Here is a 16,750-nt window from a genome sequence, read left to right as displayed (position 1 = left end):
CAGTCCGCGCTGCGAGGTTGCTTCAGCCGCCCGCGCGTCGCCGGTACAGATCGCGCGCCAGTACAAGCACGATCAGCAGATTGAGCAGGAACACGCCCCAGGTCATCCAGTCGGGGTGGTGCCAGAGCGCGTAGATCTCGAACGGCAGATACGCGGCGGCGCCGATGACGCCCAGCCACGACGCCCAGGCGCGGTGCCACCACAGGCCCCAGCCTTCGAGCAGGCGCATGGCCGCGTAGATCAAAGCGACGGCAATCGCGATATGCAGTGTCTGCGGTGTGATTGCATCGAGCAGATCCATGCCGAAGCGATCGGCATCCGCGCCGAAGCGCGCGAGCACGCGTTCGACCTGGTGCTGCAGCGCGTCGGGCCCGATCGCCGCGAGGCCGGCGGCGATGACCAGGGCGATGGTGCCCTTGCCGGCCTCGAACAGGGCGATCGCACGCAGGCCGTTGTGGGGAGGTGTGATGTCGTCGGCCATCAAAACAGCGCGTCCTGGCGAGGCGGCGGGGGCAGGGAGGCGCCGGTCAGCGGCCAGCCGCCGAGCGCTTCGTAGCGACCGCCGGGATTGAACAGCAGTTCGAAGGTGTCGACCGTCAACGAGCCGATGTCGCAGTCTACGGCGTCGAGCCAGGGCTGCGCGTCGAGTCCCTTCGGCAGATAGGCCATCGTCACGTGCGGCTGGGTCGTCACCTGCGCCGGCGTGATGCCGCAGCGGCGGATCGCATCACGCGTCGCATCGCACAGCGCCTGCACGGCCAAGCAGCGGTGCGGCAAGGCCACGACGGCGCCGGACTGGCGCCAGTAGACGAGCCGCTGGAGGGTGAGCGTGTGCGGCGGGATGCGGGCTGCGGCAGCTGCGAACGCGTCCAGCAGTGCCGGCGTCGCAAGATGGCCTACGTCGTGGCCGATGAAGCAGAGCGTGGCATGCCACTGGTCGGCGCGCCGCAGTTGCAAAGAAGGCGCGCCCGATGGGCGCGCCTCCTGCAGGCGTTGCGACAGCGTCGCGAGCGCCGCCCGACCGCCGGCGCCGGGCCGCCACCCCGGGAACAGCGCCTGGCTCACGCGGCGCGGGAGGCGCGCTTGCGGTCGCTCTCGGTCAGCAGCTTCTTGCGCAGCCGGATTTCCTTCGGGGTGACTTCGACCAGCTCGTCGTCCTCGATGAAATCCAGAGCCTGCTCGAGCGAGTACTTCAGCGCCGGGGTCAGCTTGATCGCGTCGTCCTTGCCCGAGGCGCGGACGTTGGTCAGCGGCTTGCCCTTGATGACGTTGACCGTCAGGTCGTTGTCCTTGGAGTGGATGCCGACCAACTGGCCCTCGTAGACATTGTCGCCTTCGGCCGCGAACAGCCGGCCGCGTTCTTCCAGCGGGCCGAGCGAGTAGGCCGGCGTCATGCCCGGCGCATTGGCGATCATCACACCGTTGTTGCGCTTGGCGATCGGGCCGGTCTCCTTCGGGCCGTAGTGGTCGAAGACGTGGAACAGCAGGCCCGAGCCCTGGGTCAGGGTCTTGAACTCGTTCTGGAAACCGATCAGGCCGCGCGCCGGGATCATGTAGTCCAGGCGCACGCGGCCCTTGCCGTCGGGCTCCATGTTCTTGAGCTGGGCCTTGCGAGTGCCGAGCTTTTCCATCACGCCGCCCTGGTGCTGCTCCTCGATGTCCACCACGAGCTGCTCGACCGGCTCCATCAGCTGGCCGTCGATCTCCTTGATGATCACTTCCGGGCGCGACACGGCCAGCTCGTAGCCTTCGCGGCGCATGTTCTCGATCAGCACCGACAGGTGCAATTCGCCGCGGCCCGAGACCAGGAACTTGTCGGCGTCGGCAGTCTCCTCGACCTTCAGCGCGACGTTGTGCAGCGTCTCGCGCTCCAGGCGCTCGCGGATCTGGCGGCTGGTGATGAACTTGCCGCCGCTATGCTCCTTGCTGCCGGCGAACGGCGAGTTGTTGACCTGGAAGGTCATCGAAATCGTCGGTTCGTCGACGGTCAGCGCCGGCAGCGCCTCGGGGGTGTCGAGCGCGCAGACGGTGTCGGAGATCGACAGGTCCTGCACGCCGGCGATCGCGACGATGTCGCCGGCCTGCGCCTCCTCGACCTCCACGCGCTCCAGGCCCAGGAAGCCCAGCACCTGCACGACCTTGCCCTGGCGCTTCTTGCCTTCGCGGTCGACGACGCTCACCGGCATGTTCTTCTTCAGCTTGCCGCGTTGGATGCGGCCGATGCCGATCAGGCCCACGAAGTTGTTGTAGTCGAGCTGACTGATGCGCATCTGGAACGCGCCGTCGATGTCGACATCGGGGGCCGGCACGTGCTGCATGATCGCCTCGTAGAGCGGGGTCATGTCGCCCGAGCGGACGCTGTCGTCCAGGCTGGCGTAGCCGTGCAGCGCCGAGGCGTAGACGATCGGGAAGTCGAGCTGCTCGTTGGTCGCGCCGAGCTTGTCGAACAGGTCGAACACCTGGTCGATGACCCAGTCGGGGCGTGCGCCGGGGCGGTCGATCTTGTTGACGACGACGATCGGCTTGAAGCCCATCGCGAACGCCTTCTGGGTCACGAAGCGCGTCTGCGGCATCGGCCCGTCCATCGCGTCGACCAGGATCAGCACCGAGTCGACCATCGACAGCACGCGCTCGACCTCGCCGCCAAAATCGGCGTGCCCGGGGGTGTCGACGATGTTGATGCGGTTGCCCTGCCAGTTGATGGCGGTGTTCTTGGCCAGGATCGTGATGCCACGCTCCTTTTCCTGGTCGTTGCTGTCCATCACGCGCTCGGCGAGCACGGTGCGTTCGGACAGGGTGCCCGACTGCTTGAGCAGCTGGTCGACGAGGGTGGTCTTGCCGTGGTCGACGTGGGCGACGATGGCGATGTTGCGCAGGCGTTCGAGAGACATGGGCAAGGCCGCACCTGGCTTGGACCTGGCGCGCTAGGGCAGTGGAGGAAGCCGGCTATCATACCTTGTCGCGCGCCGCGCGCGACAGGCGGCTTGAAATCGGCCATTGGGGCCGCATCCAGCCTGTCGGACCACCCCAACCCAGGATTCCCGATGTCCCTGCACGCCGTATTCGATACCGACCGTGGCCAGATCCAGGTCGAGCTGTTCGCCGACAAGGCCCCGCTGACCGTCGCCAACTTCGTCAACCTGGCCAAGCGCGGCTTCTACGACGGGCTGAACTTCCACCGCGTCATCGCCGATTTCATGGTCCAGGGCGGCTGCCCCGAGGGTTCGGGCCGCGGCGGTCCGGGGTATCGTTTCGAAGATGAAACGAAAAACGGCGTCAAGCATGAACGCGGCGTGCTGTCGATGGCCAATGCTGGGCCCAACACCAACGGCAGCCAGTTCTTCATCACCCACATCAAGACCGACTGGCTGGACGGCAAGCACACCGTGTTCGGCAAGGTGACCCAGGGCCTGGACGTGGTGGACGCGATCAAGCAGGGCGACGTCATCAAGTCGGTGAAGATCGAAGGCGACGCCGAGGCCGCGCTGGCCGCCAAGGCCGATCGCGTCGCGGAGTGGAACAAGACCCTCGCGGCGTGATGCAATCGGCAGGCCGGCGCATCGCCGGCCTGCCTGCTGCGAGGGACGCCATGACATCGTCTGTCCGCCTGCGATCCCTCGCGCTGCTGCCGGCCCTGCTGCTGGGCCTGGTCGCATGCGACCGCCCGTCCGACGGCGCGCAACTGGCCCCGTCCACCGGGTCTCCGGTGGCGCCGCAGCCTCAGGACCCGGCCTTCGAGCAGAGCCTGGAGGGCATCTGGCGTACCGGCAGTGCGCAGGGCGATGATGCGCAGACGGTCTACGCCATCGAGTACCAGGCGGGCTCCGGCCTGCGGATCCTGCGCGACGGTGCCTGGCTCGACGGCACCGTCGAGGACGTGGATCTCGACAATCAGACACTGGCCTTCCACATCGCGCGCGCATCCGGGCCAGCGAGACCGCCACGCTGCGCAAAGTGCGCGATCCGGCCGCCGGCGACGGCTTCACGCTGCGCCTGACCTGGGCGCAGGGGCAGACCGAGGAGCTGGGCTTCGTGCGCCGCCTCACCCCGCGCGATCGCCAGGAGATCACGCTCGCCGTCTCGCAGGCCGACCAGGTCCCGGCAGTGGCCTGCGAGACCGACGCCGCGCAGGGCAGCCTGCGCGCGACGCTCGTCTGCAACCACGACGAATTCGCCGCGCTCGACCGCAACCTGCATGCGCAACTGGTCGAACTGTCGGCGCGCTACCCCGACGGCGACCGCACCGCGGCGGTGGTGGTCCAGCAACTCGACGCTTGCACCACGCCGGCCTGCCTGCGCGAGGTCTATGCGACGTGGCAGGCCTACTTCGACGAGAACTACGACCTGGGCGACGTGCTGGACTACCTGTAGGCGCCAACAGTCTCCCTCCCGACGCCCGCGCGCCTTGGTCAGAGCGGCGACGTGGCGCGGCCGGGACGGGGCGCCGTGATACCATTTCGCGCCGGAAAAACCGCTCTCCAGCCGCCGGCCAGCCCTCCCCGAACGAGGTTGTGCGATGCTCCAGCTCGCTGCGCGCACCGGTCGCGCCAAGCCCAGCGCCATCATGCAGGTCGCCGAGAAGGCCAAGCGTCTGAAGGCCGAGGGACGGGACATCATCAGTTTCTCGATCGGCGTGCCGAACTTCCTGCCCGGCCCGCACGTTTACGCCGCCGCGCGCGACGCGCTCGACCGCGACAGCGGCCAGTACGGCAGCAACCGCGGCGGCGATGCGCTGCTCGATGCCTTCATCGGCCACCTCGACCGGATCGGCCTGCCGGGCTATACGCGCGCCCATTGCGCCAGCGGCATCGGCGCCAAGCACATCCTCTACACGCTGGCCGAAGTGCTGCTGGACGAAGGCGATGGTTTCGCGTTCGCCACGCCGTACTGGACGACCTATCTCGACATCGCGCAGATCGTCGGCGCCGACATCCGGCTGCTGCCGTGCCCGCCGGAGCAGGACTACAAGCTGACCCCGGCCCAGCTCGACGCCGCGCTGGCGCAGCGGCCCAAGGTCTTCCTGTTCAACAACCCATCCAATCCGACCGGCATGGTCTACAGCCAGGCCGAGATCGCCGCGCTGGCGGACGTGCTCGCACGCCATCCCGACACCTGGATCGTCACCGACGACATCTACAACGCGATGGTGTTCGACGGTATCGGCTATCACCACTTCGTGCAGGCCCGTCCCGAGCTGCGCGAGCGCACGATCTTCGTCGATTCGTTGTCCAAGACCTACGGCATGCCGGGCTGGCGCGTCGGCCTGCTGGCCGGCCCCGAGCGCGTGGCGACCGCCTTTGCGACGATGAACTCCAACCACATCACCAACGTGCCGGAGGTCGTGACCGCGGCCGCGGTCGCCGCGCTGTCCGGCCCTCAGGATGTGCCGACGGCCAAGTGCGCCGAATTCCAGGCGCGCCGCGACGTGGTGATGGCCGCGCTGGCGCAGATTCCGGGCGTCGTGTGCCCCAAGCCTGCCGGGGCGTTCTACGTGTTTCCCGATGTCAGCGTCGCGTTCGGCAAGTCGCATGGCGACTCGCGCATCGAGAACGATGTCGACCTGTGCAATGCGCTGCTCCAGGCCAAGGGCGTGGCCTGCGTGCCCGGCTCGGCCTTCGGCGAGCCGCGGGCGTTGCGTATCAGCTATACCTGCCCGGAGGCGCAACTGGTGCCCGGGCTGACCCGCATCCGCGAGTTCTTCGCGGAATTGACCTGAGCCGACGGCGCCGCCGCCCGGTTCGTCCCCACCCACGTGACCGTTCGATTTGATACGAGAGGAATGACGATGAAGAAGCCCGTCCGTGTTGCCGTGACCGGCGCAGCCGGCCAGATCGGCTATGCGCTGCTGTTCCGGATCGCCGCCGGCGAGATGCTGGGCAAGGACCAGCCGGTGATCCTGCAGCTGCTCGAACTGCCGATCGACAAGGCGCAGGCCGCGCTCAAGGGCGTGATCATGGAGCTGGAGGACTGCGCGTTCCCGCTGCTGGCCGGTACCGTCGGGACCGACGATCCGGAGGTCGCGTTCAAGGACGCCGACATCGCGCTGCTGGTCGGTGCGCGTCCGCGCGGCCCGGGCATGGAGCGCAAGGACCTGCTGCTGGAAAACGCCAAGATCTTCACCGCGCAGGGCGCCGCGCTGAACAAGGTCGCCTCGCGCGACGTCAAGGTGCTGGTCGTCGGCAACCCGGCCAACACCAACGCCTATATCGCGATGAAGTCCGCCCCCGACCTGCCGGCCAAGAACTTCACCGCGATGCTGCGCCTGGACCACAACCGCGCGCTGAGCCAGCTCGCCACCAAGGCCGGCGTGGCCGTGGGCGAGATCGAGAAGCTGATCGTCTGGGGCAACCACAGCCCGACCATGTACCCCGACTACCGCTTCGCGACCGTCGGCGGCGCCTCGCTGAAGGACAAGATCGGCGACGATGCCTGGAACGCCGACACCTTCATCCCGCAGGTCGGCAAGCGCGGCGCGGCGATCATCGAGGCGCGTGGCCTGTCGTCGGCCGCGTCGGCCGCCAATGCCGCCATCGACCACGTGCGCGACTGGGTGCTCGGCTCGAACGGCGAGTGGACCACGATGGGCATCCCGTCGGACGGCTCGTACGGCATACCCGAGGGCGTGATCTTCGGCTTCCCGGTGACCACCGAGAACGGCGCGTACACGATCGTTCGCGACCTGCCGATCGACGACTTCAGCCAGAAGGCCATCGACAAGACCCTGGCCGAGCTCGAGGAAGAGCGTTCGGGCGTTGCGCACCTGCTGGGCTGACCGGCACCGCGTTCGCCTCGCAAGGCCGGCCCTCGGGCCGGCCTTGTCGTCTCCGCCGCAGCGCGAGCCAGACGGCCGCCAGGCCCTGATGCGCGCGCGTACTAGACCAACGTCGTAGCGCGGTCGGTGCACCGCACGGACTAGCCTTCAGGCTCCTCCCATCCGAAGGCAGGGCCATGCGTTACGACGAGTTCCATCGCCGCTCCATCGAAGATCCTGAAGGGTTCTGGGGCGAGCAGGCGCAGGCGATCCACTGGCACAAGGCGCCCGAGCGGATCCTCGACGATTCCAAGCCGCCGTTTCGCAAGTGGTTCGTCGGTGGCCTGACCAATCTCTGCTACAACGCGGTCGACCGCCATCTCGAGACCGGCGGCGACCGCCTCGCGCTGGTCGCGATCTCGAGCGAGACGGGGCAAACGCGCGAGCTCAGCTATCGCCAGTTGCATCGCGAGGTCGTCGACTTCGCCGCGGTCCTGGTCGCACTCGGCGTCGGGCGCGGCGACCGCGTGGTGATCTACATGCCCAACATGGCCGAGGCGGTGTTCGCGATGCTCGCCTGCGCGCGGATCGGCGCGGTGCATTCGGTGGTCTTCGGCGGCTTCGCCGCGCACAACCTGGCGCTGCGCATCGACGACGCCAAGCCCGCGCTGCTGATCGCGGCCGATGCCGGCAGCCGCGGTGGCAAGGTCATCCCCTACAAGCCATTGGTGGATGCGGCGCTGGCGCAAGCGACCTCGCCGCCGCCGCGCGTGCTGATCGTCCACCGCGGGCTTGCGCCCGGCGGGTCGCGGGTCGAGGGACGCGACGTCGACTACGCCACGCTGCGCGCCGCGCATGCCGGCAGCGACGTGCCGGTCGAATGGCTGGAGTCCAGCGACCCCAGTTACCTGCTCTACACCTCGGGCACGACCGGCAAGCCCAAGGGCGTGCAGCGCGACGTCGGCGGCTACGCGGTTGCGATGGCGCTGTCGATGTGGGCGATCTACGACGTGCGTCCGGGCCAGGCGATGTTCTCGACCTCCGACGTCGGCTGGGCGGTCGGCCACTCCTACAACGTCTATGGCCCGCTGATCGCAGGTGCCACCGCGATCCTCTACGAAGGCCTGCCGACGGCACCCGATGCCGGCATCTGGTGGAAGATCTGCGCCGACTATGGCGTGCGCACGATGTTCTCCTCGCCGACCGCGATCCGCGTGCTGAAAAAGCAGGACCCGAAGTTCCTGCGCCAGTACGACCTGTCGGCGCTGCGGTATCTGTTTCTGGCCGGCGAGCCGCTCGACGAGCCGACCGCGACCTGGATCAACGCAGGCCTGGGCGACACGACGATCATCGACAACTACTGGCAGACCGAGACTGGCTGGCCGGTTCTGGCGCTGATGCCCGGGGTCGAGATGAAGCCGGTGAAATTCGGCTCGCCCGGACTGCCGACACCGGGCTACGACCTGCGCGTGATCGACGAGGCGACCGGCGAGCGCGTGCCGCCGGGCACCAAGGGCGTGCTGGTGATCCAGCCGCCGTTGCCGCCGGGCTGCATGACCACGGTGTGGAACGACGATGCGCGGTTTTTGTCGAGCTACTTCTCGCACTTCAAGGCGCTGGTCTACAGCTCGTTGGACTGGGCGAGCCAGGACGAGGACGGCTACACCTTCATCCTCGGGCGCACCGACGACGTCATCAACGTCGCCGGCCATCGCCTGGGCACGCGCGAGATCGAGGAGTCGGTGGCCAGCCATCCGGCCGTCGCCGAGGCTGCGGTGATCGGCGTGGCCGACGAGATCAAGGGGCAGGTGCCGATCGTGTTCGCGACGCTCAAGCAGGCCGCGTCCGACCCCCAGGCCCAGCATGCCACCGCCGGAGAGATGATGCGCACGGTCGCCGATCAGCTCGGCGCGGTGGCGCGGCCCGCACGGGTGTACGTGGTCGGTGCGCTGCCGAAGACGCGTTCGGGCAAGCTGCTGCGGCGCTCGTTGCAGGCCCTGGCCGAATCACGCGACCCCGGCGACCTGTCGACGCTGGACGACCCGAACGCGCTGGAGGAGGTGCGCCGGGTGCTCGCGCGCGGCGCCGATGCCGGATAAGCGTGGCCGCGTCCTTGCGTTGACGTCGACGCGACCCGTGGCGCGCGGCCGTGGCCAGCCCCGGCTGCCGCGCGCTCACTCCGGCTCGACGCCGGTGTAGCGCGCGCGGGGCCGGATCAGCCGGCCCAGCGCCTGCTGTTCCAGCGCGTGCGCCAGCCAGCCCGATAGCCGCCCGGCCGCGAACATCGCCAGCGCCGGCGTCGCCGGCAGGTCGTGGACGAAGCAGATCGCCGCCAGCATGCCGTCGATATTGGGCGGTCGGCCGCTGGTCTCGGCGGCCGCGGCGATGACGGTCTCGACCTGACGCATCCGCGGCGTGTCGCCGAGCGTGGCGCGCAGTCGCGCCAGCACATGCGCCGCGCGCGGGTCGCCCTCGGGATAGAGCACGTGGTGGAAGCCGGGCAGGTCGTCGCCGCGCTGCCAGCGCTCGGCGATGTAGCCGGCGGGCGAGGGCGCATCGCAGGCTTCCCGAATCAGCGCATGCGCACGCGCGGTCGCGCCGCCATGGCGCGGTCCCGACAGGGCGGCCAGACCCGCGCAGACCGTCGCGTGCAGGTGCGCGCCGGTGGACGCGACCACGCGCGCGGCGAAGGCCGAGACGTTGAGTTCGTGATCTGCGCACAGCACCAGGGTGGTCCGGACCAGATCCGCGAAGGCCGCATCGCCCGGGCGCCAGGCCTCGGCGAGCACCACGTGGACGGGCCGCGCATCGGGCGGGCCTGCGACCAGCAGCGCCGCATTCTGTCGCAGCAGCGTCGCCGCGATGCCACGTTTGGCGGCAGGCGCGGCGCTCAGGGAGTGGCGCAGGTCGGGCGCGAGCAGTGGCAGGACCGCCATCGCGCGTTCGATCGGCGGCAGGGTGGCATCGCCGGCGATCGTCGCGACCCGCGCCGGCCAGGGGTCGACGGCGGCATCGAACGGATCGCTGTCGCCGCAGTCCCACAGCAGCCGCGCCGTGTCCTCGAGCGTCGCCCCGGCCTCGACCATCGCCACCGCCGAACGCCCGCGGTAGTAGGGGCTGTCGGGCCGGATCAGCGAGATCCGCGTCTCCATGACCGGCAGGCCGCGGTCGAGGCTCTGTGCCGCGCCGCGGGCCGCGCCGCGCCCGGCGCGCTTGCGCTGGCGCAGGCGCTCCACGTCCTGGCGCAGATAGACGCGGCTGCGATGGTCCGGCCCCGGACGCGATTCCAGCAGGCCGCGGCTGACGTAGGCGTACAGGGTCGCGGTGCTGATGCCGAGTGCCGCGCAGGCCTCGGCGGCGGACATCAGATCGCCATCGTTCGCATTCACTGTGAATTCCGATGTATTGATTGATTCGATCAAGATTGATCAACCATTCGTACAGTGACACATTGCGCGTCATCGCGGTACACCGCAGTCCCGGAGTCGCATCGATGAGCACCCTGTCCGCTGGCGCCCGGTTCCGCGCCGCCCTCGCCGCCGAGTCGCCGTTGCAGGTGATCGGCGCGATCAACGCCAACCATGCGCTGCTCGCCCAGCGCGCCGGGTTCCAGGCGATCTATCTGTCGGGCGGCGGCGTCGCCGCCGGTTCGCTGGGACTGCCGGACCTGGGCATCAACACGCTCGAGGACGTGCTGATCGACGTGCGCCGGATCACCGACGTCTGCGATCTGCCGTTGCTCGTCGACATCGACACCGGGTTCGGGCCGAGCGCCTTCAACATCGAGCGCACGGTCAAGTCGCTGATCAAGGCTGGCGCTGCGGCCTGCCATATCGAGGACCAGGTGGGCGCCAAGCGCTGCGGCCATCGGCCGGGCAAGGAGATCGTGTCGCAGGGCGAAATGGTCGATCGGGTCAAGGCGGCGGCCGATGCCAAGACCGATCCCGATTTCTTCCTGATCGCGCGCACCGATGCGATCCAGGTCGACGGCGTGGATGCCGCGATCGAACGCGCAATCGCCTGCGTGGAGGCTGGCGCCGATGGCATCTTCGCCGAGGCGGCCTATGACCTCGACACCTACCGCCGGTTCGTCGATGCGGTGCAGGTGCCGGTGCTGGCCAATATCACCGAGTTCGGCAAGACGCCGCTGTTCACCCGCGACGAGTTGGCATCGGCGGGGGTGGCGATCCAGTTGTTCCCGCTGTCGGCGTTCCGCGCCGCCAACAAGGCGGCCGAGCTGGTCTATACCGCCGTGCGCCGTGATGGCCACCAGCAGAATGTCGTCGATGCGATGCAGACCCGCGAGGAGCTTTACGAGCGCATCGGTTACCACGCCTTCGAACAAAGGCTCGACGCGCTGTTCGCGGCAAATAAGTAGGTACCTGCCCAATGTCCTGCTGCGCTTGCCGGCTGGCGCGCGCAACAGGCGTTGAACAGGTTCCACGCGACTCCATCCAGGCATTCACCGGAGATCCCAGATGAGCGAGACCACTGCCACCACCGCCCCCGGCTTCAAGCCGAAGAAGTCCGTCGCGTTGAGCGGCACCGCCGCCGGCAATACCGCGCTGTGCACCGTCGGCCGCAGCGGCAACGACCTGCACTACCGCGGCTACGACATTCTCGATCTCGCGCGCACCAGCGAGTTCGAAGAGATCGCCTATCTGCTGGTCCACGGCAAGCTGCCCAACGAGGCCGAGCTGCGCGGCTACAAGGCCAAGCTCAAGTCGCTGCGCGGCCTGCCGGCGGCGGTCAAGGCGGCGCTGGAAGAGCTGCCGCCCTCCGCGCATCCGATGGATGTCATGCGCACCGGCGTGTCGGTGCTCGGTTGCGTGCTGCCCGAATCGGCAGACCACAACCATCCGGGCGCGCGCGACATCGCCGACAAGCTGATGGCCAGCCTCGGCTCGATGCTGCTGTACTGGTACCACTGGAGCCACAACGGCCGGGTCATCGACGTGGAGACCGATGACGACTCGATCGGCGGGCACTTCCTGCATCTGCTGCACGGCGTCCCGCCGCGCGAGTCGTGGGTCCGGGCGATGCACACCTCGCTGATCCTCTACGCCGAGCACGAATTCAATGCCTCGACGTTCGCCAGCCGCGTGATCGCAGGCACCGGCAGCGACCTGTATTCGTGCATCGCCGGCGGCATCGGCGCGCTGCGCGGTCCCAAGCACGGCGGTGCCAACGAAGTCGCCTTCGAAGTGCAGAAGCGCTACGACACGCCCGACGAGGCCGAGGCCGACATCCGCACGCGCGTGGAGAAGAAGGAAGTGATCATCGGCTTCGGCCACCCGGTCTACACCGTCAGCGATCCGCGCAACGTGGTCATCAAGGACGTCGCGCGGGAACTGTCCGACGAGGTCGGCAGCCGCAAGATGTACGACATCGCCGAGCGCCTGGAGACGGTGATGTGGGACATCAAGAAGATGTTCCCCAACCTCGACTGGTTCAGCGCGGTGAGCTACCACATGATGGGCGTGCCGACGGCGATGTTCACCCCGCTGTTCGTCATCGCCCGCACCGCCGGCTGGAGTGCGCACGTCATCGAACAGCGCATCGACGGCAAGATCATCCGCCCCAGCGCCAACTACACCGGTCCGGAGGACCAGCCGTTCGTGCCGCTGGCCGAGCGCAAGTAAGCGCCCATCCGCCTTCGGCATCAAACGTCCTTCTTCGAAGTAGCCAGCCATGAACAGCCAGCACCGCAAGCCCCTTCCCGGTACCGACCTCGACTGGTTCGACGCGCGCGAGGCGGTCGAGGCGCTGTCGCCCGGCGCCTACGCCCGCATGTCCTACACCGCTCGGGTACATGCCGAGAACCTCGTGCGGCGCTGCGATCCGGCGCTGCTCGACGATGCGCTGCGGCAGCTGATCGAACTGCGCCGCGACCTCGACTTCCCGTGGTATCCGGCGCGCGTGGTCTGTCACGACATCCTCGGCCAGACCGCGCTGGTGGACCTGGCCGGTCTGCGCGATGCGATCGCCGAGCAGGGCGGCGACCCGGCCAAGGTCAATCCGGTGGTGCCGGTGCAATTGATCGTCGACCACTCGCTGGCAGTGGAATGCGGCGGCTTCGATCCCGATGCGTTCGCCAAGAACCGGGCGATCGAGGATCGGCGCAATGCCGACCGCTTCGACTTCATCGACTGGACCAAGCGCGCGTTCCGCAACGTCGAGGTGATTCCGCCGGGCAACGGGATCATGCACCAGATCAACCTGGAGAAGATGTCGCCGGTGATCTACACCCAGCATGCGGCGGATGGGCGTGGCGTCGCGTTTCCCGACACCTGCGTCGGCACCGACAGCCACACCCCGCATGTCGACGCGCTGGGAGTCATCGCGATCGGTGTCGGCGGCCTGGAGGCGGAGAACGTGATGCTCGGGCGCGCGTCGTGGATGCGCACGCCCGAGATCGTCGGCGTGGAGCTGGCGGGTCGGCCCGGTCCGGGCATCACCGCGACCGACGTGGTGCTGGCGCTGACCGAGTTCCTGCGCAAGTCGAAGGTGGTCGGCGCGTATCTGGAGTTCCGCGGCCCGGGCGCGGCCGCATTGACCATCGGCGATCGCGCGACGATCTCCAACATGGCACCCGAGTACGGCGCAACCGCGGCGATGTTCTTCATCGATGACAACACGCTCGACTATCTGCGCCTGACCGGCCGCGACGACGCCCAGGTGCAGTTGGTGGAGACCTATGCCAAGGCAGCTGGCCTTTGGGCCGATGCGCTCGACGGCGCGCAGTACGAGCGTACGCTGCACTTCGACCTGACGAGCGTCGTGCGCAACATGGCCGGCCCTTCGAATCCGCACAAGCGGGTCGCGACCCGCGACCTCGTCGCCAGCGGCATCGCCGGCGCGTGGGAGATGCCCTCCGACGGCACGATGCCCGATGGCGCGGTGATCATCGCCGCGATCACCAGTTGCACCAACACCTCCAACCCGCGCAACGTGATCGCCGCCGGCCTGCTGGCGCGCAACGCGAGCGCGCGCGGTCTGCTGCGCAAGCCGTGGGTCAAGACGTCGCTGGCGCCCGGGTCGAAGGCGGTCGAGCTGTATCTGCGCGAGAGTGGCCTGCTGCCCGAACTCGAGCAACTGGGCTTTGGCATCGTCGCGTTCGCCTGCACCACCTGCAACGGCATGAGCGGCGCGCTGGACCCGGCGATCCAGCAGGAGATCATCGACCGCGATCTCTACGCCACGGCGGTGCTCAGCGGCAACCGCAACTTCGACGGCCGCATCCATCCCTACGCCAAGCAGGCGTTCCTGGCCTCGCCGCCGTTGGTGATCGCCTATGCGATCGCCGGTACGGTGCGCTTCGACATCGAGCAGGACGTGCTGGGGATCGATGCCGACGGCAACGCGGTCACGCTCAAGGACATCTGGCCCTCCGATGCGGAGATCGACGCGGTGGTCAAGGCCAGCGTCAAGCCCGAGCAGTTCCGCAGCGTCTACGGCCCGATGTTCAAGCTGCACGTCGATACCGGCGAGCGCGTCGCGCCGCTGTACGACTGGCGGCCGATGAGCACCTACATCCGGCGCCCGCCGTACTGGGAAGGCGCATTGGCCGGCGAGCGCACGCTGCGCGGCATGCGTCCGCTCGCAGTGCTGGGCGACAACATCACCACCGATCACCTGTCGCCGTCCAACGCCATCCTGGCCAGCAGTGCGGCCGGCGAGTACCTGGCGAAGATGGGCGTGCCGGAGGAGGACTTCAATTCCTACGCCACCCACCGCGGCGATCACCTGACCGCACAGCGGGCGACCTTCGCCAATCCCAAGCTGGTCAACGAGATGGCCGTCGTCGATGGCCAGGTCAAGCAGGGCTCGCTGGCGCGGATCGAACCCGAGGGCCAGGTCGTGCGCATGTGGGAGGCGATCGAGACCTACATGGCGCGGCGCCAGCCGCTGATCATCGTGGCCGGCGCCGACTACGGTCAGGGCAGCTCGCGCGACTGGGCCGCCAAGGGCGTCCGCCTGGCCGGTGTGGAGGCGATCGTGGCCGAAGGCTTCGAGCGCATCCACCGCACCAACCTGATCGGCATGGGCGTGCTGCCGTTGGAATTCGAGCCCGGGACCACGCGCCTGACGCTGGGCATCGATGGCACCGAGACCTTCGATGTGATCGGCGAGCGCACCCCGCGCGCGATGCTGACCCTGGCGATCCACCGCAAGGACGGCACGCAGCTCGCGGTCCCGGTGATCTGTCGTCTCGACACCGCCGAAGAAGTCTCGATCTACGAGGCCGGCGGCGTGCTGCAGCGCTTCGCGCAGGATTTCTTGGAGTCGTCAAAGGTCGCATGATCTGAGCCCCTCTCCCCTGGCGGGACTACGTGCCCGCCGGGGTAGAGGGGTTGGGGAGCGGGGGAGTGGATCAACGCGCATTTGCCAAGACGCTGCGTCGAAACATGACCGGAGCCGAGCTCGTGCTCTGGCGTCATCTGCGCGCCCACCGATTCGATGGACAGAAGGTCAGACGCCAGCAGCCGATCGGTCCTTACGTTGTCGACTTCGTGCATTTCGGTGCGCGTCCGATCATCGAGGCCGATGGCGGACAGCACGTCGAATCACCGAAGGACGCAGTTCGCGACGCGTGGTTGAATGAGCAGGGCTTCCAGGTGCTGCGCTTCTGGAATGACGACATCCTCAAGCGTCCGAGTCGGTGTTCGAAGCGATTTGGAATGCGTTGCGGGACGCCCCCCTCTCCCCGGCTCCTCTCCCACAAGGGGAGAGGGGAGACAAGCGCAATCCGATTCCTTTCCCGTGAGCGGGCGAGGCAACAGAAGCAGAGCGAGTGAATGACATGACCGATGCCCCGCAACTCCGCATTCCCGCCACCTACATGCGCGGCGGCACGTCCAAGGGCGTGTTCTTCCGGCTCCAGGACCTGCCGGCCGCGGCGCAGGTGCCGGGCGCGGCGCGCGATGCGCTGCTGATGCGCGTGATCGGGTCTCCCGATCCGTATGCCAAGCACACCGACGGCATGGGCGGCGCCACGTCGTCGACCAGCAAGTGCGTGATCATCGCCAAGTCCACGCAGCCCGGTCATGACGTCGACTATCTGTACGGCCAGGTGGCGATCGACACTGCGTTCGTCGACTGGAGCGGCAACTGCGGCAATCTGAGCACGGCGGTCGGTCCGTTCGCGATCGCCAACGGCTTCGTCGATCCTGCGCGCATCCCCCAGGACGGTACCGTCGCGGTGCGCGTGTGGCAGGCCAACATCGGCAAGACCATCGTGGTCCACGTGCCGGTGGCAGGGGGCCAGGTGCAGGAGACCGGCGATTTCGAACTCGACGGGGTGACGTTCCCGGCCGCGGAGATCGTGCTGGAGTTCGTCGATCCTGCCGACGAAGGCGACGGCGGCGGTGCGATGTTCCCGACCGGCCACCTCGTCGACGACCTCGAAGTGCCAGGTGTCGGGACGCTGCGCGCGACGATGATCAATGTCGGTATCCCGACGATCTTCATCGACGCCGCGGCGATCGGCTACACCGGCAGCGAACTGCAGGACGCGATCAACGGCGACGCGCAGGCGCTGGCGATGTTCGAGACGATCCGCGCGCACGGCGCGCTGCGCATGGGGCTCATCGGCGATCTCGCCGAGGCGTCCAAGCGCCAGCACACGCCGAAGGTCGCATTCGTGGCGCCGCCGCACGATCACGTGGTGTCGAGCGGCAAGGCGATCGCCACGGGGGACATCGACCTGCTGGTGCGCGCGCTGTCGATGGGCAAGCTGCATCACGCGATGATGGGCACGGCCGCCGTCGCCATCGCCACGGCGGCCGCGATTCCCGGCACGCTGGTCAGCGACGCGGCCGGCGGCGGGGCGCGCACGTCGGTGCGCTTCGGACATCCGTCGGGCACGCTGCGGGTCGGTGCCGAAGCGGTGCAGGTCGACGGCCGCTGGACGGTGGCCCGGGCGATCATGTCGCGCTCGGCGCGCGTGTTGATGGAAGGCGCGGTCCGCGTGCCTGCCGACACGCTGCCCGGCTGAGG

At 68.4% G+C, this 16,750-nt stretch carries 15 protein-coding genes; 11 read left to right on the top strand and 4 right to left on the bottom strand.

The window, feature by feature from the left end; genetic code table 11:
* Positions 1-22: 22 nt before the first annotated feature.
* The 3 genes from ABE488_RS01450 to typA are packed head-to-tail and all read right to left on the bottom strand — an operon-like array spanning position 23 to position 2,891.
* Positions 23-481, bottom strand: a complete 459-nt coding sequence (locus tag ABE488_RS01450; RefSeq protein WP_346443282.1) for a DUF2127 domain-containing protein — start codon at positions 479-481, stop codon at positions 23-25.
* A complete protein-coding gene (locus ABE488_RS01445; protein ID WP_346443280.1) occupies positions 481-1,065 on the bottom strand; it encodes a 2'-5' RNA ligase family protein in 585 nt (194 codons plus the stop codon). Before ABE488_RS01445 ends, ABE488_RS01450 begins: the two co-directional genes overlap by 1 nt.
* Positions 1,062-2,891, bottom strand: coding sequence for a translational GTPase TypA (gene typA, locus ABE488_RS01440; RefSeq protein ID WP_346443278.1), 1,830 nt, complete (start codon positions 2,889-2,891; stop codon positions 1,062-1,064). The genes ABE488_RS01445 and typA overlap by 4 nt, the downstream gene beginning before the upstream one ends.
* 153 nt (positions 2,892-3,044) lie before the next feature.
* Between typA and ABE488_RS01435 the strand changes: the two genes are divergently transcribed.
* The 6 genes from ABE488_RS01435 (at position 3,045) to prpE (ending at position 8,850) form a co-directional block, all read left to right on the top strand.
* The gene (locus ABE488_RS01435) at positions 3,045-3,539 is read left to right on the top strand and encodes a peptidylprolyl isomerase (RefSeq protein ID WP_346446830.1); all 495 of its coding nucleotides are present in this window, start codon (positions 3,045-3,047) and stop codon (positions 3,537-3,539) included.
* Between the two features lie 50 nt (positions 3,540-3,589).
* Positions 3,590-3,997, top strand: coding sequence for a hypothetical protein (locus ABE488_RS01430; protein WP_346443274.1), 408 nt, complete (start codon positions 3,590-3,592; stop codon positions 3,995-3,997).
* On the top strand, positions 3,955-4,371 hold the full coding sequence (locus ABE488_RS01425; protein ID WP_346443273.1) for a hypothetical protein: 417 nt from the start codon (positions 3,955-3,957) through the stop codon (positions 4,369-4,371). The genes ABE488_RS01430 and ABE488_RS01425 overlap by 43 nt, the downstream gene beginning before the upstream one ends.
* A gap of 145 nt (positions 4,372-4,516) precedes the next feature.
* Complete coding sequence (locus ABE488_RS01420; protein ID WP_346446829.1) at positions 4,517-5,716, top strand: aminotransferase class I/II-fold pyridoxal phosphate-dependent enzyme; 1,200 nt, start codon at positions 4,517-4,519, stop codon at positions 5,714-5,716.
* Positions 5,717-5,785: 69 nt separating this feature from the next.
* Positions 5,786-6,772 (top strand): malate dehydrogenase, encoded by a 987-nt coding sequence (locus ABE488_RS01415; protein WP_346446828.1) that lies wholly within the window; start codon positions 5,786-5,788, stop codon positions 6,770-6,772.
* 176 nt (positions 6,773-6,948) lie between these two features.
* Positions 6,949-8,850 carry a propionate--CoA ligase gene (gene prpE / locus ABE488_RS01410; RefSeq protein ID WP_346446827.1) on the top strand — a complete coding sequence of 634 codons (1,902 nt, stop codon included), beginning with the start codon at positions 6,949-6,951 and terminating at the stop codon, positions 8,848-8,850.
* A 75-nt stretch (positions 8,851-8,925) separates the two neighbouring features.
* Here prpE and ABE488_RS01405 read toward each other — a convergent pair whose 3' ends face one another.
* Positions 8,926-10,116 (bottom strand): citrate synthase family protein, encoded by a 1,191-nt coding sequence (locus tag ABE488_RS01405; protein WP_346446825.1) that lies wholly within the window; start codon positions 10,114-10,116, stop codon positions 8,926-8,928.
* Between the two features lie 128 nt (positions 10,117-10,244).
* Between ABE488_RS01405 and prpB the strand changes: the two genes are divergently transcribed.
* The 5 genes from prpB (at position 10,245) to prpF (ending at position 16,748) form a co-directional block, all read left to right on the top strand.
* On the top strand, positions 10,245-11,129 hold the full coding sequence (gene prpB / locus ABE488_RS01400; RefSeq protein WP_346446823.1) for a methylisocitrate lyase: 885 nt from the start codon (positions 10,245-10,247) through the stop codon (positions 11,127-11,129).
* A gap of 100 nt (positions 11,130-11,229) precedes the next feature.
* A complete protein-coding gene (gene prpC, locus ABE488_RS01395; RefSeq protein ID WP_346446822.1) occupies positions 11,230-12,393 on the top strand; it encodes a 2-methylcitrate synthase in 1,164 nt (387 codons plus the stop codon).
* A gap of 49 nt (positions 12,394-12,442) precedes the next feature.
* Complete coding sequence (gene acnD, locus ABE488_RS01390; RefSeq protein WP_346446821.1) at positions 12,443-15,055, top strand: Fe/S-dependent 2-methylisocitrate dehydratase AcnD; 2,613 nt, start codon at positions 12,443-12,445, stop codon at positions 15,053-15,055.
* A 65-nt stretch (positions 15,056-15,120) separates the two neighbouring features.
* The gene (locus ABE488_RS01385; RefSeq protein WP_346446820.1) at positions 15,121-15,549 is read left to right on the top strand and encodes a DUF559 domain-containing protein; all 429 of its coding nucleotides are present in this window, start codon (positions 15,121-15,123) and stop codon (positions 15,547-15,549) included.
* 5 nt (positions 15,550-15,554) lie between these two features.
* A complete protein-coding gene (gene prpF / locus ABE488_RS01380; protein ID WP_346446819.1) occupies positions 15,555-16,748 on the top strand; it encodes a 2-methylaconitate cis-trans isomerase PrpF in 1,194 nt (397 codons plus the stop codon).
* Positions 16,749-16,750 lie beyond the last annotated feature (2 nt).

It is taken from the genome of Luteimonas sp. TWI662 (genome assembly GCF_039673825.1).
In the GTDB taxonomy this organism is placed as follows: domain Bacteria; phylum Pseudomonadota; class Gammaproteobacteria; order Xanthomonadales; family Xanthomonadaceae; genus Luteimonas.
The sequence above is the reverse complement of the archived record's forward strand: the minus strand, read 5'-3'. Positions and strand labels throughout refer to the sequence as shown.